The following is a 21,884-nucleotide window of genomic DNA, read 5'->3' as shown; positions in this document are numbered from 1 at the left end:
AAAAAATTACCGCAACACAAACCACCCTCCAACTACTGCACTTCATCCCACTGTCTGTCCGACCTCAAAATTTTATAATCGCCGCTCCAATGCCAATAAAAGTTTGGCACCCTGCTCGGGAGATACGGTTATGACAATTCGTCGATTTTCCTTGGAAGGCATTCGCTGACAGGTGCTACAGCGCAACCATTTAGGCGTCATATCGCGCCAAGGACGGAGTGGTATGCAGCGACTGAGCGGGCTGTTTTGATCAGATTCCCGCAGCCTCGAATACTCGCCTTCAAGCTAACTCTCGCTCGGCGTGAGCGGCTAGTTCAGCCTCGCGTTTGGCGATGGCTGCTTCCAGTTCCGGGGAGCGTTTGGCCCACTGTTCCGGGGGTAATGGTTTTGACCATTCGATGATGTCGGGGTAGGGCAGATCTGGCGGATAAGAAAGTTTCAAATCCTGAAGTTTCTCTGCCAAATACGTCCCCAAAATCGTAATACAAAATATTCCCCATAAAACGCCTAACAAGTTGCCCTTGCGCAAGTCGGTGATGATCGAACCAATTTGCGTTTCTTCGTAGGGTGCAACGCCAACTCGACTTTCAGGGACAGCCTCCGGACTAATTTCTATGTAACTGCGCATGCACTCCCACAACGCCATGGCCGTGGTGCCGCCGCCACAGTTGAAACCTAGGGAAAAATGCTTGTTGTCGTCCTTAGCTAGCGGGTCTGGGTTTTCGAAACCGATGACCAGTAAACCCATCGTGGCTTTACCGGTCTGGCTGACCGACGAGTGCTGGGTGGCGGCAGCCGTCAAGGTTTCCCACGGGACGATCCAGTACTCGCCATCGTCGCGGGGCACGCAGACTTCGCGGCGTTGGCGATTGAAGCGCACGGGTAAGGGCACTTCCCGGAATAGACCTTGGATTAAAAACATTGAAGGGAGACCAATGATGATTAATCCTCCCATCCAGATCATTCCAGGCTCAGGGGTGATGTAACCCATAAGTACAAACACCATCAGCGTTGGCCACATAACCATCACCGCAGAACCGATGCTGTAGTTACCAATGTCGAGAAATACCTCATTCTTGCGCCAAATGGTGTTGAGCACGTCCTGCGGTTTTTCTCCGGTAGGGATGGGGAGCGGCGCCAGGTAGTCATTGCGCGAAAACGTCCGTTTTTTCGTGGTGCCTGCCGGTGGCGTGCTCATCGTTTGTCCTTGGGTTGCAGGTAAATGGCGCCGGGGTGGTCCTCGCCGAGCGGGTAGTTCTGCACGCGATCAAGTTCGGGCGTCGGGTCAGCCCACAGCGCTATCACGCCGGTGGTGTCATTCAGGGTAAAGGCAAGCCCTCGTTCACCGCCGATAAAGGTGCGGGCACCGAGTATCGCGGTCAATGGCGTGCGATAACGCAAGCGCAGTGAAACAGTGCTGGGTGTCGTGCCCAATACGCTTTTCAGCTCTTTAAAGGGGCCGCTCAAGCGTAAACCCTGGCCTTCCTTGAACGGTATCCACTGACAGACGCTGCTGGACAACCAATGAGGTGTCATGTCTCGCCAGGGACGCGGTGCTTTGTAGTGGTTGAACGGGCGGTTTTTGATCAGGTCGCGGGAGGCCTGGGTATCCAACGGGTCGCCGACCATGCTCAATTCCAGATAGGCACTGCCCGGCTCCGCCCCCGGTAAATCGATGGTCAGGGCATTGATCGAACTGACGAAAGCGAGGCCTGAAGGGCCATTACCTGCGGTCGACTCCGAGCTGCTTTGCATGCTGACCCGAGGTGCATAAAGAATGAAGTACAGTCGATCGAGCTCGTCCTCTTGGGCTTTGGGCGCGATAGGTTCCAGATCAATAGCCCGAGCTTTTGACCAGCAGCAGTAGCTCAGGAAGTTTTGCAGCGGGGTTTGCTTCAAGACCGTGGTGATCAGGTGCAGAACACCCAGCACGAGAATGAGCCAACTCAACGGCCCCATGTACAGCGTGTAACGCAAGATGGCGGCTTCGGCTGTTATTGAGCCTGCCAAGGCGCGGGCGGTATAGCTCAACCCTAACAGCGCTTGGGCGCCGAAGGCCGCTACTTGCCCACCAACCACAATCTGGCGCATCTCCAGCCATGGGTCGACTCGGTTTTGGGCGCTTTCCAGTTGTATTTGCAGGGATTGGAATTCGTTTATTGCTGCACCAGTGGAAAGTGCGCCAATCACCCCACCAAATAGAGTAAGTGTCGGGCCCCTCGTTCGTCCCTTCCCAATTTCTTTGACCCCGAACCCCTTCCGCACCTGATTATCAACCACCGCCACCAAAGCTGCCGCCGCATACAACGTGGCCGAAACCGTGTCATTCACCCGCCGACTGTCCATCCCCTCCAACACCGTCGCCTGACGCAAATAGTTATGCGCATTCAGCACGTTCAACAACAACGCCGCCAACGGCACCACCCCGCCGCTATTGGCCACAACAGGCGAGTTAACTATCCGCCCAACCCGCCCGGCACCAATGGCCTTCCCGGTCGCCTTCGCCCAGTCGCCCAGTGCTTCGGCCTGTTGCCCCAACAACTTCCACACCTGCCGGCCTGGCTCGGTCACGAACTGCAAACGCGCGCCGCTGCCCAAGCGCGCGGCGACAAAGACGCCCATCCATGAGCGGCTAAAGTTGTTGCTCCCCTTGAGCAACAACAATGAAGCCGCCAGCCGATTGACCAACACACTCCATTGGCTGCTCGCGTCTCGGGCCATGGCCGCGATGTCGTCTAGAACCGCTGCACTCAACGGCGCCAATGCCTGGTGAGTGGCGCTGATGTTGTCGGAGGCCAGTGCGGCCATCAGCTCGCCCAGGCGAGAGGTGTTGTTAACGGCCGCATCGATCGAGGGGGTCCAGGCGCTGAACAGTTGTTTCAGGGCACCGCCGTCGGCGGCTCGCACGTAGTCGGCGTATTGCTCGGCGCCCTGGGCGCGCAGGCATTGGGCGGTCAGGCAGCCGGTGGCCAGTTCGGTCAGCCAGTGGCGAGTGTCCAGATCGGAGTAGTCGACAAACCAGGTGCCGCTGAGCGAGCGGTTGAGGTACATGCCCCGGTCGCCAAACAACGCGGTGTGACGCTGTTCGATCTGTTGGTAGTGCGCCGCTGCGGTCTGCGCGAACCAGGTATTCATCGCCTCGAGGTCGATGTACTTGCCGACCTTGGCACTGAAGAAATGGTTGTTGAGGTTGGCGTGCTTTTCAGCGCGGTATTCGCGGACGACGAATTCCACTTCGTTGTACAAGTCCGCCGCAATAAAGGCCCGTACCGGGGCGACGATGGCTGCGATTCGTGCATCGCGGGCGGCGGCTTCAGTCTGAGTGGGCTGACCGCCGTATTGACGGGCCCGGGCTTCAGCCTTGAGTTCCTCATCCAGCCGATGCTGGGTGTCGAGCATGACTTGGCCCTGTTCGGGCGTGAGGGTGATGTCTCGGGCCTTGTAGCGGTAGCTGATGGACCCGGCCAGTTCGGCGCCATCTTCAGTGATCAGGCTGCGAACAAACCCACCAATGCTCAGGCGCAGGTTGTTATCACCTAGCCACTTTTCGTGACGCGCCTCGACCCATTCCTGCTCATGGTTGATATCACGCAGCACGCCCAGATCGTCATCGAGGCAGGCAAAAACGGAAAAAAGGTCCTTGGCGTGTGCCTTGGCGCTTTCCAACCAATCCTGAATGCCCTGGCCATCCCAAGGTTCGGCGCTCCACTCGCCTGGCGCTTGATCGCTGGCCTCGGGGTATTGGGCTAGGACTTTTTCGCGCTCACGCGCGAGTTGCATGGAGTCGGTGTAGGCCTTGATGTTGACCGGGGTCGGCTCTTTCATCAGCGTTGCGCCCAGTGCCTCGGTGTCCTCGGCGCCCCGTAGCTGGTCCACTTTCATCGACCGGGCGAAGGTATTGGGCAGGAGTTCGGCCATGACCTCAACGGCTTTTTCCAGCGGCGGGCAATGCTCGGCTTGCAGTTCGTTGGCCACGGTGCGCAACGCCACATGACGCATGTGCGCACGACGTTTGGCGCTGCTGTCGCTTAGCGACTGGCAGTGCTCGGGGTTCAATGGGAACTCGCTGTAGAGCATCCACGCGTCGTGGATTTTTTCCAGGGCCAGGCCCGTCAGTGTGCCGTCGAGCACCGGGGTCGCATCGGCGTCGAGCGCTTGCTCTTTGAGCAGACCATTCGGCGAGACGGCATACCGTTTAAGGGGGTCTTTGTCCTGCCACAGATAAACAAACCCGGCCCGCAAGTGACGCGCCGCCATGGGGCGGCTTTGCGTGGTGACGCCGGGAACGCAGCAAGGATTGGCGGCCTTTTCTTCAGCCAAGGCATAACGCACGGGCACGACGAAAATCTCGGCCTGGCTGGCCGGGCACGGCGTAAGCGTACTGTTGATATCGACGTGAGGCTGAGCCTTGGCGGCGCGTTCGGCCTGAGCGGCTCGGTCGATCATCGCTAGTTTTTCTGCGCTCATTGGCAGGACTCCTTGCCGGTGAGCTGCTGACGCGTCAGTTCGGCATTCAGGTTATCCAGCCGTTGCTCGGGCGAGACACCGGGCTCGGCCAACATCCTTCGGTAAGCGGCGTGATCAGGTGCATCGGGAAAGTCAGTGCCCAGCGCAGCGTGGAAGCGAGCCCAGAGCAGGACTTCATCGATGGCGCTGTAACCGTAACGTTCGGCAGTGTGCTGGCAGTGAGATGCCCACTGTTGCAGTGCAAAGGCGTCCAGTCCTTGCAGGTATTCGGAAAAGTACTGTTGGCAGTGTTCGATCAATAGTTGAGCGAAACGCTGCCGTTGAGCCGCGCCCAAGTGATCCAGTTGCTCCGCAGGCAAGAACAACCACGGCTCTTGCGCATACTGTGCAGCGGGCTGATCCGCGTTTTCTTGATGGATATCCAATTCCGGGAGCCGGATCAGTCGTATAGGACCCATCAGGCGATCACGCTCGCAGGCGGCCAACTGCGCTAGCCACAATGCCGAGATACGCGGGTCGTGGTAACGGAACAAGACCGTGACATCCCCCGCGACACGGACGTGAATCAGGCTCCGTAAATGCTCAAGAACGACCGCTTCTTGCGCCTCTGACTCCAACCAGATGCCACACGTCGCGCTCCAGTCCCGAAAAAAGGTCTGGGCTAGCGGACTATTAGGGGAAACAGGCAGCAGTACCGGCCCGACTTCCTCCAATGGGCTATAGGCAGTTGTCTGATAGAGCGATTGAAACGTTGTGCTCCCCAGCTCAAATAGACGCTCGGGCAGACGTTCAATCTGGGCGCGATCCAGCAGCAGATAAGCCTGACTCATGCCGATATCTCCGCCAGTTTTTGACACACGGCACAGATCGGCGCGGCCTGTTGTGCTGCCTGAGTCAATGCCAGTTTTTGCGCGGCCAGGGATGGCGCAATCAGGGCCTGCGCAGCCACTGGAACCAATGAAAGCGCGGATTGAACAGGCACACCGGCTACCGGAGCCCCACCCTCGACAATGGCCACGCTGCTGAAAATCCCGCCCGAGTTGATCACGATGTGGTGCCCGCCAGCCTTGAGCGTCAGGCTCATCCCCGCATCGATCACCACGTTCGCAGCGGTGACATGGGCGTGAGGTCCAGCCTGAATCACCAACGTGCCGCCTGCCGTGGTGCTGCTGTTACCGGTGATCGAGACCAACTCGTTGCCACCGACCACCGTGTTGCGCACACCTTGGGTGGTGTGCAACTCGTCGCCCTTGATCAGGCTGGTGCTGTTGCGGTCCACCTGCTCGAAACGGTCGTTACTGATCAGGCTGTGGCTGTCGCGAGTGATCTGTTCGCGGCGGTCGTTGCCAATCTTGGTGTCGCTGTCGTTGAGGATCAGTTGCTCGATATCGCGCTGCGCCCTCAGGTAGATTTTTTCCTGCCCGGCGCGGTCTTCAATCGACAGCTCGTTGTAACCACCGGTGTGCGGAGAGCTGTGGCTGCGCAGCACGGTTTTGGTTTTGTGCTCGGGCAACGAATACGGCACTGAGGTGACAGTGTTGGCCACGCAACCGGTGATCAACGGTTGGTCGGGGTCGCCTTCCAGGTAAGTCACCACTACTTCCATGCCGATGCGCGGAATGGTCATCGCGCCAAAGCTATCACCCGCCCAACTCGATGACACCCGCAGCCAGCAACTGCTTTTTTCACTGTTGAGTTCGGCCCGATCCCACGGCAGTTCGACACGGACACGGCCATATTCATCGCAATAAATCTCTTCGCCGGCAGACCCGGTGACGCGGGCGGTCTGGCTGACCAGCACGGTTTTGCGTGGACGCAAAGGTGGACGGTAGAACACATCCCAGGGAATGGCGCGGAAGCGGTTGCGATAGCCTTGGGTAAAGCCGTCTTCGGGTTTGACGTCACTGGTAATGGCCTCTTCCAGTGACTGAGGCTGCTTGCCAGCGTGCGTCACGCTGAGCAACAGCCACAAATCGTTGCACGTTTTGCGCGGGTGTTCGGTCAGGTCGAAGAAGTGACCGCAGCGCAGCGTCGGCTGATCGCTTTTGCCCTCGGTCAACTGGTAATCGGCACGGTGCCGCTCCAAAGCCTGGTGAGCGAGCTGTTTGCCGCGTTTTTCGTTCTCGATTAATGCGGGGTAGCGATAGTCTTCGAGTTCAGGGCTGAACTCGGCGGTGAAGCGACTTTCCAGCAACAGACTCGGCCGTTTCAGGTCATAGTCCCGGCGCGTGACCGTGCTGGTACGGGTGCGGAAACGCATGGAAAACTGGCTGACCACTGGGTGCTCTGCCACCATGCCGGAGTCTTGCTGATAAGGGGTTTCGCCCAGTTTGGGGAAGTAGGTCTGGTCATCGGTGAACACCAGCAAATGACCGTCTGGCGAATGCTGGTGATGCCACGCGATGCCGTCCTCGGCGCATAAACGTTGGACGAACTCGAAGTCATTTTCCCCATATTGGGTGCAGTACTCGCGCTCGGGGCTGTTGCTGACATGAAAGACAAACGCATCGGCCTGAATGCCGTGACCTTTGAGCACCTGAGCAATAATTTGCGGCACCGTCAGGTTCTGGAAAATCCGCTGATTGTGGCTGAACTGCAAGTAGTGCAGCGCCGGTACCAGGGTCAGGTGATAACGGGTCAGGCGTTTGCCGGCCTCACCGACGAATACGTCTTCGATACGGCCATGAAGGCCTTCGCCATTCAGGCCAAATTGAAGAAACGCGGGTTGGCTGAGCAGACTCTCCAGCTCGAAATCAGGGTGCTCGCTGACCAGTTCAATCTGGATCGCATACAAGGCGCTGATGGCCTCAACACCGTCAAAGACGAGGACTTTGAAATCGTTACGAACAGCGGGGATGTGCAGCGCGAAGTGCGCCGTATTGGTCGACCCGAACATACGCTTATCCTTAAGCAGAGAGGATATAAAAGCGCGACGTCCAAACCGTCCATGGTCTGTGCACGCGAAACTGGCGGGCACGTTAACAACGGGGAAAAGGGATTTATGTAGGAAGGGTCCTCGAATACAGCCAGAGCTTTCCGTTCTTCAGAAAATTGGGCGTCGCGCCTTGTCCCGCTTCAAACGCCAGACAGCAAAACGCCCGGCATCTGCGTTGCGCAGAGGCCGGGCGTCGGTGGGTAAATCCTGGTTTTACTGGACGGTGACACTTCCGCCGAATTTGCCCATGACGAACCCGACAAACTCTTCGACGGTCATCTTCTGGCCGTTGAATTCCACCTGATTATTGGCGTAGTGCAGTTTGGCGACGATGTTGTTGCCTTCCAGTTTTGCCAACTGCGTGCCGACCGCCATGCTGCTGAACATGTCGGCGGTGGCGGTGGCCTGATCGGCGATGAGCTTGGCGTCGGTCTGACCGTCGATTTGCGATTGCACGCTCAGCAGGTCAACGAGCATTGGCTTGGACACTCGCACGTTGACGTCCAGTAGCGCGATCAGTTGTTGGGTCAACTGGTCCGGCGGCAGGTCCATGGATTGTGGTTTGGTCAGGTCGAGCACCAGGTTGGCGCGGCTTTCGCCATTGGGGGTGTTGAACGACAGATTCTCCAGGGCGACCTGTGGGCCGGCGGCCAGCAGTTTCTCCAGGCCGGTTTTGACTTGCGCCTCTTCGGCCGGGGTCAGGACCAACTCTGGAGCCGGTTCACCCGCAGCAGCGGCCTCGGCGGCGGCCCTTTCGTATGGTTGCAGTTTGGTCTGGTAAATCTGCATCAGCGACATTGTTGCCGGGATGTCGAGGTTCTTCAGGCTCATGGCCATTTGCGCAGACCCGACAGCCTTGCCGTTCAAGGTCACCTCACCCACCTTGTAATCGGCGCGCCCCGAAGCGCTGGTGCCCGATTCCTCGGTCTGGTTCTTCATTTCAAATTTCTTGAAACCCAATACCGACTGCTTTGCGCCGAAGGTGGTCTTGCTGTCGGTCAGCTCGACGGTGTTCTCGCCGGTGTAGTAACCGTAAGTACTTTTTGTCAGGTTGCTGGCCAGGGTCAGGCCGTTCAGTTCGACCTTCACCGGCGTCTGATCTTCGGCGACCGTGCTTAGCGTCAGGCTGTCCATGTAGCCGTTGGCCTTGACCTTCTGCGCTTGAGCGCTGGCGGCGACTTCGAGGTTCAGCCCGGAAAATTTCAGGTTGGATTTGTCGTCAAGCGCCACGTCCAGCGGCAGCAATTGGAGGGTGCCGTTGGTGGAGTTGTCGTAGCCGATGTTGACCACGCCCGTCAGTGGGGATTTGTCCTTGGCAGCGGCGAACCACTTTTCGGTGGTCGGGGTTCTTTCCAGTTCGTAGTGACTGGTGGCCAGGACCGGCAGCCACTTCAGCGACACCAGGCGCGAGAACGGCAGCGGACCGTGTTCAATGCGATCGACGAACAGCAGCTCGACCGGTGCTTCACCGAACATCTCGCCTTCGCCCTTGAGGCGGTAGTGCGCGGTGCTAGTGAATACGTTGCGCTCCAGCGACACCAGCTCCAGCGACGCTTTGCCGTTGGAACCGACCAGCGCGGCTTGCAGCTCTTTGTTGGCGTCGGCGATCGAGGTATTCAGCACACCTTCGAGTTTGGTCCCGGTGTACCAGGCACCGCCGGCGCTGATTGCACCGATGGCGACCACAATTCCTAGAAGCACGCCTGCTGATTTATTCATGAATGACCCGATCAATGTCCGTTGTTGAGGTGTGGTCGTCTTCCCTGAACCCATGACAGGTTGTGGTCACGACTGCGTTAAAAGCGCGATGGAGATTAGCATCAGGCGCACGGGGCGGCCCAATGATTAAAGGTTAAAGAGTGTCTATGGACCGTACGCAGGGGTTGAGAGTTTCGGCGGATATGAAATCGCCATCGCGAGCAAGCTCGCTCCCACATGGGTTATGTGTCGATCACAGAACCCTGTGGGAGCGAGCTTGCTCGCGATGGCGTCAGTCCTGCAAACACAGATCAGGAATACTGCACTTCAATCTCATCAAGTTGATGATCAAAGCTCTTGAGCCGTGCGGTCCATGTATAGACCAGCACTTCGAAGTCGCGATTGATCACCGCCGTGCCGCTTGGGGATTCCGAGCGCGGGTCGCAGAAGTCCAGTTGATAACGTCCGCGGGCCATGGCGTTGGCGACATCGCAGAGTTCACGGGCGTTGTTGAGCCAGTGCCAGCCGTCCTCGGACACTTGCTTGTCCAGCGCCTGGCATTGTTTTTTCAGGGTTTCGAGGCTTTTTTCCAGCGGCGTGCCGGTGAGTTCGCCCATGACTTCCTGGAACGTACGCCCCGGTTGCCAGTAACTGCTCCAGAAATACCGATCGAACACCGTTTCGACACGGCGCAGCGCGACCTTGGTGTCCCAGATCAGCACCAGTGTCTTGCCTTGTTCGAGCTGTCTTTTTTTGATGCGCTGGCCCTGAAGCGAAGCCCAGGCCACCACCACGATGGCCATCACGGCAATCAGCGCCGAAGCACTGTCGAGGAATACCAGCGCCTTGTCGATCTGGTGGGCCAGCATGATGCCGTAGAAATAGGTGGCCGACAGCAACACCAATGCCGCTATAGCGCACCAGAAGCCGGGAGCATAAGGGTTTTTCATTATTGGAATCCCCATGACCAACGCGAGCCTTGATTGATGAGCTCGACGCGCGACCTCATCAAGTCAAAGCATAGCAACGGCCTCAGGGTTTGCCGGGCTGTGACGCTTGCGTTCGTCCGCTTTCCCACCCACCACCCAAGGCCAGGAACAAATCGATCTGGCTCATGGCAACCTGCGTGTTGGCAGAGGCCAGTTGCGCCCGCACGTCGGTGTAGGTGCGGGTCGCTTGTAAGTCCGCCAGGAACGACGCGCGACCGGCCTGGAAGAAGCGGTGGGTCTGGCCTGCCGCCAGTTGCGCCGACTGGTCGGCATCGGCCAGCGCATCGCGACGTTGCAACAACGCGGCGTACTGGGCCAGACCCGTCTGGGTTTCGCGGATGGCGTTGAGCACCACGCCATCGAAATGTGCCAGCGCGCCTTGGGTGGCGGCTTTGGCCTCGCGAATTCGTGCGCGGGAGCCGTTGGACGGCACGGTCCAGGTCAGCAACGGCCCGAAGCCCCAGCGATTGGTCGCCGGTTTGCCGAGGTTTTCCAGGATACCGACGGTACCGACGGTCGCGCCGATGCTGATGTCCGGGTACAACTCGCCGGTGGCGATGCCGATGCCGGCGGTCGCGGCAGCCAGTCGTCGCTCGGCTTGCCGCACATCGGGACGGCGCTTGAGCAACGTCGCGCCGTCACCCACCGGCAACAATTGCGCAATTTTCGGCAGCTCGGCGCAGTCGCTGGTGCCTGGCGGCAATTGGTCGACAGGTTTGGCCAGCAGCATCGACAAGCGGAACAACCCGGCCTGCCGCGCCGCCTCATAACGCGGCATGTCGGCGCGCAAGGATTTGAATTGGGTTTGTGAGCGGGTCACCTGGGTTTCATCGCCACGCCCGGCGTCGCGCAGACGCTGGATCAGCGTGGTGCTTTGGGCTTGCAAGTCGAGGGAGTGCTGGGCGATTTCCTGCTCTTCGTTGGCTGCGCAGACTTGGGTGTAGGCCCGGACCACATCGGCCACCAAGGTAATCCGCGCAGTATCCGCCGCCGCTTGCGTCGCATCGGCATTAGCCTTGGCCGCCTCGATGCCGCGCTGCAACGTGCCAAACAGGTCGAACTGATACGAGGTGGTAATGCCAATGTCGCCGACGTTGGCCACCGGCACTTTCTCCGGTAGCAGGAATGCTTCGCCAGACTCCTGCAAACGCTGGGCGCCGATTTTCACGCCGCCGCTCCAGCCACCGGCCGCTTGAGCTTCATCGACCTGCGCGCGCGCTCGGGAAAGGTTCGCCGCCGCCACGCGTAAGTCAGTGTTGGAGGCCATGGCCTGCTCGACCAATTGATCGAGGCGCGGATCCTGATACAAGCGCCACCAATCGCTGGGCACCGGTGCCGAGACGACATTTTTGCCGTTCACCGCCAAGTCGCCCTGCAAGTCTTCACGGTGTACGGCGGCCTCGTCCGGCAAGTGATAATCCGGCCCGACCACCTGGCATGCCGACAGCAGTAAGCCTAATCCGGCAACCGCCAAACCCGAGGCCCTGCTCATTTCGCGGGCTCCTGCTGGTGGTCATCCATAATAGAAACCGTCGCCGTGCGACCGGCGATCATGCGGAAATCCGCCGGCACGTCATCGAAGGCGATCCGCACCGGAATTCGCTGGGCCAGCCGCACCCAACTGAACGCCGGGTTGACGTTGGGCAGCAGGTTACTGCCGCTGCTGCGGTCGCGGTCTTCGATGCCGGCGACGATGCTTTCCACGTGCCCGCGCAGGCGAGTTCGGTCGCCGATGACCCGAATATCGACGCTCTGGCCGACATGAATGCCATCCAGTTTGGTTTCCTCGAAATAACCGTCGATGTGGAACGAATTGCTATCCACCACCGACAACACCGGGCGCCCGGCCGTGACAAATTCCTGAGTTCGCGGTGCCCGGTCGTTGACGTAGCCATCCACCGGGCTGCGGATGGTCGAACGGTCGAGGTTGAGTTGGGCGCTGTCCACGGCCACCTGAGCTTCCATCAACGCCACTTCGGCGCGGGCCACCCGGGACTGGCTTTCTTCCAGTTGCTCGCCCGGCACCAGATTGCCGAGGCCACGGTTACGCTTGGCTTCGCGTTGCGCCTGAGCCAGGGTTTCCTGACGGTCGGCGACCGCTGCCTTGGCCTGACGCAAGGCCAGTTTGAAACGGTCCTGATCGATGCTGAACAGCACTTGGCCACGTTTCACTAATTGGTTGTCACGCACGTCGACGCGCTGGATCAACCCGGACACGTCCGGCGCGATCTGCACGATGTCGGCACGAATGTGGCCGTCCCGGGTCCAGGGCGCGAACATGTAATACATCACCATGCGCCAGACCACGACGACGGCGAAGGTCACGATCAGCAGGGTCAAGACCACGCGACCGAGGGTCAAAAAAGGTTTTTTCATGTCATCAGGTATCGACTGAGTGAGTCCACGGCGCCGAGCAGCACAGCGTAGAGAGCCACGTTAAACAATGCCCGGTGCCAGACCAGACGGTAAAAGTGCAGACGCGTCAGCAACCCGTGCACCAACAGGAACAACACGTACGTAATGCCCATCAGCACCAGCAGCGTGGGCAGAAACACCCCGCTGATATCCAGATCACCGATCATAAAGGCGCTCCATCGATGCCATGGGGAAGCGGCTCTTCAAGTTCGCCACTGCCAACGAATTCAACCCCTGGCAGCAGCGACAGACGCAGACCGCTCAAGGCATGCAGCAAATGCAGACGCGCACCTTCATCGCACTCCGTGTTGAGGGCACGACGGGTGCGGTCCAGGGTCATCAGCAACGGACTCGGTGCCGGCAAACGTTCGCCAGCCTTGAGACAGGCTTTGAAATACTCGCCGACCTCGGCCACCACCTGATGCAGCAGCGCTTGCGGTACGCCGAGGACTCGCGGTGTGTAGGCGAGTAAGTCCAGCAGGTTCAGCGCCACGCGCACTTCTCGCAGGGCGATGCCCGTGTCCTGGCCGGTCATGGCCAGGCGCGGCAAGTGCTGCATCAGGCGATCGAGCATCTGCACGCCCAAGTGCCGGTGCTCAGACAAGGTGGCCGGCTCGGTCAGGCTGACAATGTCGCGCCAGCTGAAACGGGTCAGACGCTTGGCCGCCAGTTCAGCGCCGAACGGCCGGGCGATCAGGGTCCAGACGAAGGCGAACAACAAGCCCACGGGACCGGCCAGGTTGGAGTTGGCGAAGCTGAGGAAATCCGCGTCGTAGGCGCCCTGAATGCTGATGAAGGACGAGGTGTTGACGAGGGTCAGCAGCATGCCCAGATAAAACTGCGGCTTGACCGTCAGGGTGCCGATGCAAATGAACGGCACGGCAAATGCCAGCACCAGCATCGGGAAGTCATGCAGGTTGGGCAGGACCAGAAACAGATAGAGACTGGCGAACAACACTGACATCGCCGTCCAGAAAAAGAACCGGTAGATCTGCGGTGCCGGGTCGTCCATCGACGCGAAAAAGCTGCATGCCACCGCCGCCAGAATCACCGCGGCGCCGCCGTCGGTCCAGCCGAGCAGAATCCACAGCACCGACGCGACGATGATGGCGGTGACCGTGGACGCCGCCGAATAGAGCATCAGTCCGCGATCGAGAAACGGCGACAGCCGACCGAGCCGCCAGTGCCGATAGACCGCGCGCCAGCTGTCCTGGCTTTCGCACTGGATGGCGTACTGCAGGCTGCGACAGTCCTGCCACACATCGATCCACTCGCCGAGGCGATACAGGGCATTTGAGAACAGCAGCTGCTTGCGATCATCCAGCGCTTCGGCGGACGGTTGCAGGGCTTCGAGTTGATCTTTCAGCGCTTGCCAGCGCTCGAGGTCGGCGTCTTTGTGGTCGAGCCATTCGGTGGTCGCGGCCAGCAGCGGCGCGAACTTATCCACAAGCTCGGGCGTACGCCGCTCAAGGGCATAGAGTGCGTCGTCGAGGGCGTCGATCACTGGTAGCAGGTGAATCATGCGGCCGCGCAGCTCCTTGGTGTTGCGAACCGTTTGCGGGCGCGCGCCTTCGTGGGGCAACTGACCGATCATCAATTCCAGCGTATTGAAGGTCGCGACCATCGAGGAACGCAGCGCGCTGACTTCGTCCGGCTGCACGTTGCGGCTGAGGAAACGCAGGCTGTAAGTCGAGGCATCGGCAAACCATTTGTTCACTGAATCGTTGAACACCGGCGCCAGCCGCCGAGGCCAGAACATGGCGCCGACCACCGCCGCCACCGCGATGCCGAGGAAGATTTCTTCTGTCCGCGCTTCGGCCACGTCCCACACCCCCAACGGATTATCCACCACCGGCAGAGCGATCAGCGGCAGGGTGTAACCGGCGAGCATCAGGGCGTAACTGTTGGCCGTGCGCAGGTGCAGCGACAGAAACAACAGAATCCCGGTCCACAGCGCAATGACCACCACCAGCACATAGGGGCTCTGGACAAACATCGGCACGAAAAAAACCGCGGCGGCGGCACCGAGAAGGGTACCGACCGCGCGGTACAACGCCTTGGAACTGGTAGGGCCGACAAACGGACTGGAAACGATGTAGACCGTGGCCATCGCCCAATAAGGCCGGGGCATTTGCATGAGCATGGCGATGTACAACGCGATCATCGATGCCGCGAACGTTCGCACACCGTAGAACCAGTCCCGCGCCGGGGGCATGCCGGTAAAAAATCCGCTCAAGGGTTGATCACCGGCAGATGATTGGCCGATTCAAAAGCTCTCAGAACCCGCAACGCCGCTTCCAGATCACTCTGATCGATCCCTTCGAGCACTTCATGGCGCAAGCGCACCAGCTCGATCTCGACGGCTTGCACCAACTCCCGACCCGTCTCAGTCAGGCTCAGGCATTTGGCGCGACGGTCATGGGCGTCTTCGGTGCGGCAGACGTAGCCGGCATGACACAACTGATCCAGCAGGCGCACCAGGGACGGGCTCTCCATCCCGGTCGCCTGCGCCACCGTCACCTGCCGCACACCCTCGCCCAAACGCCCGATCATCAACAACGGAACGGCGCAGGCTTCGGAGATTCCATAGTTGACCAGCGTGGTCTGGCAGATCCTGCGCCAATGCCTGGCGGCCACCACCATGGAGCTGCTGATGTTCATCTGGAGAGCGTCGAGGTTGTTCGGCACGAGGGGAAACACACACTGTTAGTTTGCTAACTATCAATATGGCATTGGAGGGGAAAGTTGGTCAAGTTTTGAAACAAATTGGTGGGCATGACCCATGACTAGCTTCGGCAGGAATCGCCGTAGCATTCGAAACTGCGTACCGCTTTGCGACCGGACCGAGACTTAACCAATGACTAAACCTCCTGAATCAGAATCTGAAAACAACCTGGATTCTGCATACTCAAAGCAGTACGAGGGCACTCGCGGGTGCTCAAGTCGCTCTGCCAGTTTCTTTTTGAATTGCTCGCGCAATGTATGACCCAGTTTGTCCCACTCCTTGCGTGCGGACGGCAGGAATTCGAGCTTATAGGTCATCCAGATTTACCGGGATCGGCGTTTCATGCCTGCGTGAGCGAACAATTTCCGCCAACTCAAGGTCATCGAGCCGCTCCATCATGGCCTCGAAAACATCGGCCGGGACCATGTAACCCATAACTCGATTGTGATTCAGCACCGCGACAGCCCCACCATGGGCGCCACTCAAGACCGCCGATGGATTTTTCTTCAACTCAGACACACTGACAGCCATGTCGGCCAGAACATTTTGCATAATTAAGACCTCAATTCAGGTCACAATTCTGGTCTATTCACACTTTATGAGCAACCTAGAAAAAAACCTGAAATTGGATGTCCACCCAGATTTTTTTACCGCTCACCAGGTTTTTTGCACATTTCAATCGTTTCGCTAAGATTTTTACACCCCCCGCCCCTTCCGCAACAGCACATCCAACTGGTCCACCACCTCCGCCCAATCGGCGTCCTCCAGAATATCGTCACGTAGGAAATCCGCTTGGCTCTTGCTCCAGAAGAACGCATCCGCCAGGTGCAGTTCGGGTTTAAGCGGTGAATGGGTGGCGATGAATTTATCGATGCTTTCGGCGTCATCAGGCAGGCCGAGTTGTTTGAACAGGTTGGGGAGGCTGTGGGTTGGGGATTCCATGTCGAGCTCCTTCGCGTTGGCTGAATAGTGACCGCTTCGCGGTCAATCGCGAGCAAGCTCGCTCCCACAGGAATCGCGTCACCCTGTGGGAGCGAGCTTGCTCGCGATGGCGATGTTACTGACGCCGCAAAAACTACTGACTCAACTCACACACCTCAGCATGCGGCACCATTTTCAGGAATTCCGGCATGCTCAGGTGCACCAGGTTGTTGTGGTTACCAGCCTCCAGGTAGATGTCTTTTTGCCGGGTCAGCAGTGGGTCGATGACCATGTCCATGCCATAGGATTCGCCCAAAGCAGGCACTGCACCGCGTTCGCAGTCGGTGAACAGATGCGCCAGGGTGCTTTCCCGGGTGATCTGCCATTCGCCGCTGCCGCGTACTTTGCTCAGGTCCAGGTGACGGCTCGCCGGCAGCACAGCCATCAGATAATGGCCGTGGTGGTCGTCGAGGATCACCGATTTGGCCACCCGTTCGGCAGAAATGCCCGCGACCCGCGCCGTTTCAAGGCTGCTGGCCGAGTGCGGATGGGTGACGACGTCAAATTTGCATTGAGCCTTGTTCAGGCTGTCCTGCACAGTTCTTGCCATACGCATGATGCACCTCGGTGTCCGCAACAACTGTTCGGACGATGGTTAAACTTTTTCTCTCCATTAAAAGTCTAGGCCCGCTGGCGCAATCGCGCGGGAAATCTGCCCGCCGGAATAACGTCAACAACTGATCAAAATTCGTACAATTGAGCGCTCAGCTAGACTGTATACAGAACCCCCAATGATTGGCCGGAGGGTCACGTGAACACTCGTTGCTGTGCAGTTGCGCTGCTGTTGGCCTTGAGCGGATCGGTTTTCGCGGCGGACACCGTCGTCCTGCTGGTGCCCAACCCCATCGGGATCTGGCTGATCACGTTCGGCATCGCGTTTCTGATCGCCGAGGCGGCCTTGCCCAATTACGGCGTGATCGGTCTGGGCGGCATTGTGATGTTCGTGATTGGCGCGGTGATTATGACCAACACCGAAGTGCCTGTTCCGCTGATGATCGGCTTGGGACTGGTCAGTGCCCTGCTGCTGATTTTCCTGTTGATCCACGCTCTGAAAACCCGACCGCGCGAAAACGTCAGTGGCGATGCAGGACTGGTGGGTAGCGTGGCCCCGGTGATGTCGCTGGCCGGCAGTGCCTATAACGGCTGGGTGCACCTGCAAGGAGAGAAGTGGCAAGTACTCAGCGCCACGCCGCTGCAACCCGGGCAAAGGGTCCGGGTGGTGGCACGCAAGGGATTATTGCTGGAAGTGGCCGCGGCTGACGCGGCGCCGGGTGGAGAATAACCATGGGCCTGCAACTGGGTTTTGCCGCGCTGCTGTTACTGGTGATTGCACTGGCGGGGTCGACCTTCCGCATCCTGCGCGAATACGAGCGCGGGGTGGTGTTCCAGCTCGGGCGCTTCTGGCAGGTCAAAGGCCCTGGCCTGATCCTGCTGATTCCAGTGGTGCAGCAAATGGTTCGCGTCGACTTGCGTACCGTGGTCCTCGACATACCGCCGCAAGACGTGATCACCCGCGACAACGTATCGGTCAAGGTCAACGCGGTGCTGTATTTCCGCGTTCTTGATCCGCAGAAGGCGATCATCCAGGTCGAAAACTTTCTCATGGCCACCAGCCAACTGGCCCAGACCACCTTGCGGGCGGTGCTCGGTAAACATGAGCTCGATGAATTGCTCGCCGAGCGTGAGCGGTTGAACATCGACATCCAGCAAGTGCTCGACGCCCAGACCGACGCCTGGGGCATCAAGGTCGCCAACGTCGAGATCAAGCACGTGGACCTCAACGAATCGATGGTCCGCGCCATCGCCAAGCAGGCCGAAGCCGAACGGGAACGCCGGGCCAAAGTCATCCACGCCGAAGGCGAATTGCAGGCCTCGGAAAAACTCATGCAGGCCGCTGAAATGCTCGGGCGCCAGCCTGGGGCCATGCAGTTGCGGTATATGCAGACCTTGAGTTCGATTGCCGGGGACAAGACGTCGACGATCGTCTTTCCGCTGCCGATCGAGTTGCTCAAGGGCATGGCGGATTTGTCGTCCAAAGAGTGACCTTCACCACAGACACCAACGTCCGGTAATCCCGTCGGAGATTTCCTTCAAGTTGTAGTGGTGTTGGTGAACTTGTTACGACCCAAACCCAGGTCTAGTCTGGCCTTGTCACTGAATAAACGGTGACACGGACGTGCAAGTCCGGGTAAAACGTTGACCAATTTCGCGTAGGCATTCGTCGGGCACTTTGTGCTCGCTGTATTCGCTTTATGGCGGCTATGTGCGGGAGACCTTCGGGTCTGCCGAGGTTTTTTGGTCTGGCGGTTTACTCGGTCTTGCACCCCGCACATAGCTGCCACCCTAACTTCGCGTGCAAGCGAACCGGGTCAGCGCCTTTTTTAAAAAAATGAGGTCAGACCATGTTCAAACCAACGCCGAATCCTCCAGAGAACTCTGGAACCGATTCCGAAGATTCTCTCGAAGCCGAAAAACTCAAAGAAGCCGCAGACCGCGCCTTCGCCCACTACTTCCCCCCGACCACCGAAAAACCGCCCAAGCACCGCAAAGGCAACCTCTTCACCGTCGCCCCCGATGTCAACACCGAAACCCTTCTAGCCAACGCCTCCGAAGACCTGCTGTCCATCAGCGCCATCGCTGCCAATCTGGCGGACGATGTGGACGGGACACGGCGCTCCGTAGCCCTGGCGCTCAGCCGCATGGCCGATGGCGTGCAGTTGCTCGTAGAGCGAGCGCTGGATCATTGGGAGGAGTCGGAGATCATGCAGGCTCGGGTCAAGGTTTAGCCGGGGAGATTTGTGGTGAATTGACCGCCGCCATCGTCGGATCGCCGCCCGGAACGAGCTTGCTCCGGGCGACGATACGACGATGGGGTCAGACCAGACACCGCAGAACTTAGCGTTGCATCCCCCAACGCTTCACCGTGACCCGCTCCAAGGTGTCGAACACCAGATTTTCCACCAGCAACCCGATCAGGATCACGACCGCCAACCCGGCAAACACCTTGTCGGTGTACAGCTCGTTACGGTTCTGGAAGATGTACCAACCCAATCCACCCTTGCCGCTGGTGGCGCCGAACACCAGTTCGGCGGCGATCAGCGTGCGCCAGGCAAAGGCCCAGCCAATTTTCAGTCCGGCGAGAATCGATGGCAACGCTGCCGGGATCAGGATGAACAGCACGAAACGCATGCCTTTCAAACCGTAATTGCGCCCGGCCATGCGCAGGGTTTCCGAAACACCGAGGAACCCGGCATAGGTGTTCAACGCCAATGCCCAAAGCACCGAATGCACCAATACGAAAATCAGGCTGTTCTGCCCCAAGCCAAACCACAGTAGCGCCAGCGGCAACAGCGCAATCGCCGGCAGCGGGTTGAACATCGAGGTCAACGTACTCAATAGGTCGCGACCGAACTGCGTCGACACCGCCAGGGTGGTCAAGGCAAACGCCAGCACGATGCCGATCAGGTAACCCTTGAGCAACACCACCAGCGAAATCCACACCTTGCCCAGCAACTCACCACTGAGCAGACCGTCGTACAGCGCGCTGCCGGTTTGCAGAAAACTTGGCAGCAACAGGTCGTTGTTCTGAACACGGGCAACCACTTCCCACAGCACCGCGAGCAAAATCAAGATCAGGCTTTTGCGCACCCAGCCCTGTTGCCAGAGGCGCTGACCGAGCGGCAATTCACGCTCCAGCGGCACACTCGTCAGCGGCTGTAACACCGTTTCAAATTCTTCACGCGGGGATGATAAAAGGCTCATCGGGCACTCCTCTCAATGGCTCAATAAGCGATGCGGATGTCGGAGAAATCCAGCTCACGCTCGGTTTCCGAGGACTGACCTTCATCGAACAACAACCGATGAATGCGCCGCGCCGACTCCTGAAAGGCCACGCCGCCGAGGCTGTGCAAGTCGTATTGATGGCTGTGGACTTCCGCCCGCACCCTCCCCGGATGCGGCGACAGCAACAGGATTCGATTGCCCACCACCAACGCTTCTTCAATGGAGTGAGTGACGAACAGCAGCGTGAAGCGCACTTCTTCCCAGAGCAGCAGCAATTCTTCCTGCATCTTGCGGCGGGTCAGCGCATCGAGGGCGGCGAAGGGTTCGTCCATCAAGAGGATTTTCGGCTGCATCGCCAACGCCCGGGCTATCGCCACACGCGCTTTCATGCCGCCGGACAAGGTATGCGGGTAGGCATCGGCAAACGCCGCCAGACCGACCTTGTCCAGATAGTGCAGCGCTCGCTCCTCGGCCTCTTTGCGCTTGAGCGTCCTGGACGCCTGCAGCGGAAACATCACGTTCTGTTTGACGGTTTTCCACGGCGGCAGTTGATCGAATTCTTGAAACACCACGATCCGGTCCGGCCCAGGGGCATTAACGGTTTGCCCCTGAAGACGGATTTCCCCTTCACACGGCTGGATGAAACCGGCGACAGCCTTGAGCAACGTTGACTTGCCGCAACCGGATGGACCCAGGAGTACAAAGCGGTCCGCCGGATCGATCTCGAAACTGACCTGATGGGTCGCCCGAACCACCCGCTGCGGCGTGCGGTATTCGAGGCTGACGTTGTCGACCGACAGCAGCGCCTGGGCTGCCGCGATCGGTTTGCTGACCGTGTGGCCTTGCAAAGGGGCATTCATCTCGGTCAGCTCCCCTGCAGCGGTTTGGCGTCCTGGAAGAAGTAGTCCTTCCACGAGTCCGGTTTGTTTTTGATCGCGCCGACGCGGTAGAGGAATTCGGCCAACGGGTAAGTATTTTTCGGCGTGACGCTAAATTCGAACTGCGGGTTATCAATGATTTTCAGCAACGCGGCACGGTCGATTTTGGCCTTGGTGACGCGGATGTAAGTGTCAGCCGCCGCGCCTTTATCGTTCTGAGCAAACTCAGCGGCTTCCGTCAGTGCTTCGACAAACGCCTTATAGGTTTTCGGGTTCTCGTCGCGGAATTTCTCGGTGGCGAACAGCACCGTCGGCGAGTTCGGGCCAAGCACGTCATTGGAATTCAGCACAACGTGGACGTTAGGGTTGGCCAGCTCTTGATCCTGGTACGGCGGGTTGGAAAAGTGCCCGGTCAACTCGGTGCCGCCAGCAATCAGCGCCGCTGTGGCGTCGGGGTGCGGAACGGCGATGGTGTACTTGTCGAGGCGATTGAATTCCTTGTCGCCCCACTGCTTGGCGGCCGCATATTGCAGGATGCGCGACTGCACCGACACGCCGACCGCCGGCACCGCGATGCGGTCCTTCTCGGTGAAGTCAGCGATGGTTTTGACCTTGGGATTATTGCTCACCAGGTAGTACGGGAAGTTACCGAGGGAGGCGACGGCTTTGACGTTCTGCTTGCCGTGAGTGCGGTCCCAAATGGTCAGCAGCGGACCGACGCCGGCACCGGCAATGTCGATGGAACCGGAGAGCAGCGCATCGTTGACAGCGGCACCTCCGGAGAGCTGGGTCCAGTCGACCTTGATGTCGATGCCTTCCTGCTTGCCGTACTTCTCGATCAGGTTCTGATCGCGCACGACGTTGAGCAGCAGGTAGACGATGCCGAACTGCTCGGCGATGCGGATTTCACCTTCGGCGCGGGCCAGGGTTGGCGCCACCAGGCTGCCGGCGATCAGGCTGAAACCCAGGCCAATGGCAGCGGCCAGCGGGGCAAATGGAAGTCGTTTGGACAT

Annotated in this window: 20 protein-coding genes and 1 pseudogene; 3 read left to right on the top strand and 18 right to left on the bottom strand. The window is 59.1% G+C overall.

Annotated features, from left to right (window positions below):
• Positions 1–280: 280 nt before the first annotated feature.
• The 15 genes and pseudogenes from ACYZT7_RS01780 to ACYZT7_RS01710 all read right to left on the bottom strand — a co-directional run bounded on the left by ACYZT7_RS01780 (position 281) and on the right by ACYZT7_RS01710 (position 16,766).
• Positions 281–1,198, bottom strand: a complete 918-nt coding sequence (locus ACYZT7_RS01780) for a hypothetical protein (RefSeq protein ID WP_462039709.1) — start codon at positions 1,196–1,198, stop codon at positions 281–283.
• Positions 1,195–4,467 carry a toxin VasX gene (locus ACYZT7_RS01775; RefSeq protein WP_462039708.1) on the bottom strand — a complete coding sequence of 1,091 codons (3,273 nt, stop codon included), beginning with the start codon at positions 4,465–4,467 and terminating at the stop codon, positions 1,195–1,197. Before ACYZT7_RS01775 ends, ACYZT7_RS01780 begins: the two co-directional genes overlap by 4 nt.
• On the bottom strand, positions 4,464–5,297 hold the full coding sequence (locus ACYZT7_RS01770) for a DUF4123 domain-containing protein (protein WP_462039707.1): 834 nt from the start codon (positions 5,295–5,297) through the stop codon (positions 4,464–4,466). Before ACYZT7_RS01770 ends, ACYZT7_RS01775 begins: the two co-directional genes overlap by 4 nt.
• Positions 5,294–7,363, bottom strand: a complete 2,070-nt coding sequence (locus ACYZT7_RS01765) for a type VI secretion system Vgr family protein (protein WP_462039706.1) — start codon at positions 7,361–7,363, stop codon at positions 5,294–5,296. The genes ACYZT7_RS01770 and ACYZT7_RS01765 overlap by 4 nt, the downstream gene beginning before the upstream one ends.
• A gap of 252 nt (positions 7,364–7,615) precedes the next feature.
• Complete coding sequence (locus ACYZT7_RS01760) at positions 7,616–9,121, bottom strand: YdgA family protein (RefSeq protein ID WP_462039705.1); 1,506 nt, start codon at positions 9,119–9,121, stop codon at positions 7,616–7,618.
• A gap of 290 nt (positions 9,122–9,411) precedes the next feature.
• The gene (locus ACYZT7_RS01755; protein ID WP_462039704.1) at positions 9,412–10,050 is read right to left on the bottom strand and encodes an NADH:ubiquinone oxidoreductase subunit N; all 639 of its coding nucleotides are present in this window, start codon (positions 10,048–10,050) and stop codon (positions 9,412–9,414) included.
• An 82-nt stretch (positions 10,051–10,132) separates the two neighbouring features.
• The gene (locus ACYZT7_RS01750) at positions 10,133–11,581 is read right to left on the bottom strand and encodes an efflux transporter outer membrane subunit (protein WP_462039703.1); all 1,449 of its coding nucleotides are present in this window, start codon (positions 11,579–11,581) and stop codon (positions 10,133–10,135) included.
• Entirely contained in the window at positions 11,578–12,465 is an 888-nt protein-coding gene (locus tag ACYZT7_RS01745) for an efflux RND transporter periplasmic adaptor subunit (protein WP_462039702.1), read from the bottom strand. Before ACYZT7_RS01745 ends, ACYZT7_RS01750 begins: the two co-directional genes overlap by 4 nt.
• Positions 12,462–12,671 (bottom strand): DUF1656 domain-containing protein, encoded by a 210-nt coding sequence (locus ACYZT7_RS01740; protein WP_033058629.1) that lies wholly within the window; start codon positions 12,669–12,671, stop codon positions 12,462–12,464. Before ACYZT7_RS01740 ends, ACYZT7_RS01745 begins: the two co-directional genes overlap by 4 nt.
• Positions 12,668–14,740, bottom strand: coding sequence for an FUSC family protein (locus ACYZT7_RS01735; RefSeq protein WP_462039701.1), 2,073 nt, complete (start codon positions 14,738–14,740; stop codon positions 12,668–12,670). Before ACYZT7_RS01735 ends, ACYZT7_RS01740 begins: the two co-directional genes overlap by 4 nt.
• Positions 14,737–15,165, bottom strand: a complete 429-nt coding sequence (locus ACYZT7_RS01730; protein WP_462039700.1) for a MarR family winged helix-turn-helix transcriptional regulator — start codon at positions 15,163–15,165, stop codon at positions 14,737–14,739. The genes ACYZT7_RS01735 and ACYZT7_RS01730 overlap by 4 nt, the downstream gene beginning before the upstream one ends.
• Positions 15,166–15,423: 258 nt before the next feature.
• Positions 15,424–15,546, bottom strand: a pseudogene (locus ACYZT7_RS01725) (type II toxin-antitoxin system RelE family toxin); the annotation flags it as partial.
• Entirely contained in the window at positions 15,536–15,781 is a 246-nt protein-coding gene (locus tag ACYZT7_RS01720) for a type II toxin-antitoxin system Phd/YefM family antitoxin (protein WP_347803064.1), read from the bottom strand. The gene ACYZT7_RS01720 and the pseudogene ACYZT7_RS01725, both read right to left, overlap by 11 nt.
• A gap of 144 nt (positions 15,782–15,925) precedes the next feature.
• On the bottom strand, positions 15,926–16,171 hold the full coding sequence (locus ACYZT7_RS01715; RefSeq protein WP_283189581.1) for a DUF2789 domain-containing protein: 246 nt from the start codon (positions 16,169–16,171) through the stop codon (positions 15,926–15,928).
• A 133-nt stretch (positions 16,172–16,304) separates the two neighbouring features.
• Positions 16,305–16,766 carry an aminoacyl-tRNA deacylase gene (locus tag ACYZT7_RS01710; RefSeq protein WP_462039699.1) on the bottom strand — a complete coding sequence of 154 codons (462 nt, stop codon included), beginning with the start codon at positions 16,764–16,766 and terminating at the stop codon, positions 16,305–16,307.
• 195 nt (positions 16,767–16,961) lie between these two features.
• Here ACYZT7_RS01710 and ACYZT7_RS01705 point away from each other — a divergent pair, with 195 nt between their 5' ends.
• The 3 genes from ACYZT7_RS01705 (at position 16,962) to ACYZT7_RS01695 (ending at position 18,996) form a co-directional block, all read left to right on the top strand.
• Positions 16,962–17,492, top strand: coding sequence for an NfeD family protein (locus ACYZT7_RS01705; protein ID WP_462039698.1), 531 nt, complete (start codon positions 16,962–16,964; stop codon positions 17,490–17,492).
• Positions 17,493–17,494: 2 nt separating this feature from the next.
• Positions 17,495–18,253 (top strand): slipin family protein, encoded by a 759-nt coding sequence (locus tag ACYZT7_RS01700; RefSeq protein WP_462039697.1) that lies wholly within the window; start codon positions 17,495–17,497, stop codon positions 18,251–18,253.
• Positions 18,254–18,612: 359 nt separating this feature from the next.
• The gene (locus ACYZT7_RS01695) at positions 18,613–18,996 is read left to right on the top strand and encodes a DUF6124 family protein (protein WP_282383246.1); all 384 of its coding nucleotides are present in this window, start codon (positions 18,613–18,615) and stop codon (positions 18,994–18,996) included.
• A gap of 109 nt (positions 18,997–19,105) precedes the next feature.
• Here ACYZT7_RS01695 and ACYZT7_RS01690 read toward each other — a convergent pair whose 3' ends face one another.
• Genes ACYZT7_RS01690 through ACYZT7_RS01680 form a run of 3 tightly spaced genes read right to left on the bottom strand, consistent with a single transcriptional unit; the run spans position 19,106 to position 21,884 of the window.
• On the bottom strand, positions 19,106–19,972 hold the full coding sequence (locus ACYZT7_RS01690) for an ABC transporter permease (RefSeq protein ID WP_462039696.1): 867 nt from the start codon (positions 19,970–19,972) through the stop codon (positions 19,106–19,108).
• 20 nt (positions 19,973–19,992) lie between these two features.
• Positions 19,993–20,853 carry an ABC transporter ATP-binding protein gene (locus tag ACYZT7_RS01685; protein ID WP_462039695.1) on the bottom strand — a complete coding sequence of 287 codons (861 nt, stop codon included), beginning with the start codon at positions 20,851–20,853 and terminating at the stop codon, positions 19,993–19,995.
• Positions 20,854–20,858: 5 nt separating this feature from the next.
• Complete coding sequence (locus tag ACYZT7_RS01680) at positions 20,859–21,884, bottom strand: ABC transporter substrate-binding protein (RefSeq protein WP_462039694.1); 1,026 nt, start codon at positions 21,882–21,884, stop codon at positions 20,859–20,861.

Source organism: Pseudomonas sp. RT4P38 (assembly GCF_054897765.1).
This window is presented reverse-complemented; position numbering and strand designations above follow the sequence as displayed.

Coding starts and splice junctions, on each gene's coding strand:
- ACYZT7_RS01780 (WP_462039709.1), bottom strand. CDS start 1,198: ATGAGCACGCCACCGGCAGGCACCACGAAAAAACGGACGTTTTCGCGC.
- ACYZT7_RS01775 (WP_462039708.1), bottom strand. CDS start 4,467: ATGAGCGCAGAAAAACTAGCGATGATCGACCGAGCCGCTCAGGCCGAA.
- ACYZT7_RS01770 (WP_462039707.1), bottom strand. CDS start 5,297: ATGAGTCAGGCTTATCTGCTGCTGGATCGCGCCCAGATTGAACGTCTG.
- ACYZT7_RS01765 (WP_462039706.1), bottom strand. CDS start 7,363: ATGTTCGGGTCGACCAATACGGCGCACTTCGCGCTGCACATCCCCGCT.
- ACYZT7_RS01760 (WP_462039705.1), bottom strand. CDS start 9,121: ATGAATAAATCAGCAGGCGTGCTTCTAGGAATTGTGGTCGCCATCGGT.
- ACYZT7_RS01755 (WP_462039704.1), bottom strand. CDS start 10,050: ATGAAAAACCCTTATGCTCCCGGCTTCTGGTGCGCTATAGCGGCATTG.
- ACYZT7_RS01750 (WP_462039703.1), bottom strand. CDS start 11,581: ATGAGCAGGGCCTCGGGTTTGGCGGTTGCCGGATTAGGCTTACTGCTG.
- ACYZT7_RS01745 (WP_462039702.1), bottom strand. CDS start 12,465: ATGAAAAAACCTTTTTTGACCCTCGGTCGCGTGGTCTTGACCCTGCTG.
- ACYZT7_RS01740 (WP_033058629.1), bottom strand. CDS start 12,671: ATGATCGGTGATCTGGATATCAGCGGGGTGTTTCTGCCCACGCTGCTG.
- ACYZT7_RS01730 (WP_462039700.1), bottom strand. CDS start 15,165: ATGAACATCAGCAGCTCCATGGTGGTGGCCGCCAGGCATTGGCGCAGG.
- ACYZT7_RS01720 (WP_347803064.1), bottom strand. CDS start 15,781: ATGCAAAATGTTCTGGCCGACATGGCTGTCAGTGTGTCTGAGTTGAAG.
- ACYZT7_RS01715 (WP_283189581.1), bottom strand. CDS start 16,171: ATGGAATCCCCAACCCACAGCCTCCCCAACCTGTTCAAACAACTCGGC.
- ACYZT7_RS01710 (WP_462039699.1), bottom strand. CDS start 16,766: ATGCGTATGGCAAGAACTGTGCAGGACAGCCTGAACAAGGCTCAATGC.
- ACYZT7_RS01700 (WP_462039697.1), top strand. CDS start 17,495: ATGGGCCTGCAACTGGGTTTTGCCGCGCTGCTGTTACTGGTGATTGCA.
- ACYZT7_RS01695 (WP_282383246.1), top strand. CDS start 18,613: ATGTTCAAACCAACGCCGAATCCTCCAGAGAACTCTGGAACCGATTCC.
- ACYZT7_RS01690 (WP_462039696.1), bottom strand. CDS start 19,972: ATGAGCCTTTTATCATCCCCGCGTGAAGAATTTGAAACGGTGTTACAG.
- ACYZT7_RS01685 (WP_462039695.1), bottom strand. CDS start 20,853: ATGAATGCCCCTTTGCAAGGCCACACGGTCAGCAAACCGATCGCGGCA.
- ACYZT7_RS01680 (WP_462039694.1), bottom strand. CDS start 21,884: ATGTCCAAACGACTTCCATTTGCCCCGCTGGCCGCTGCCATTGGCCTG.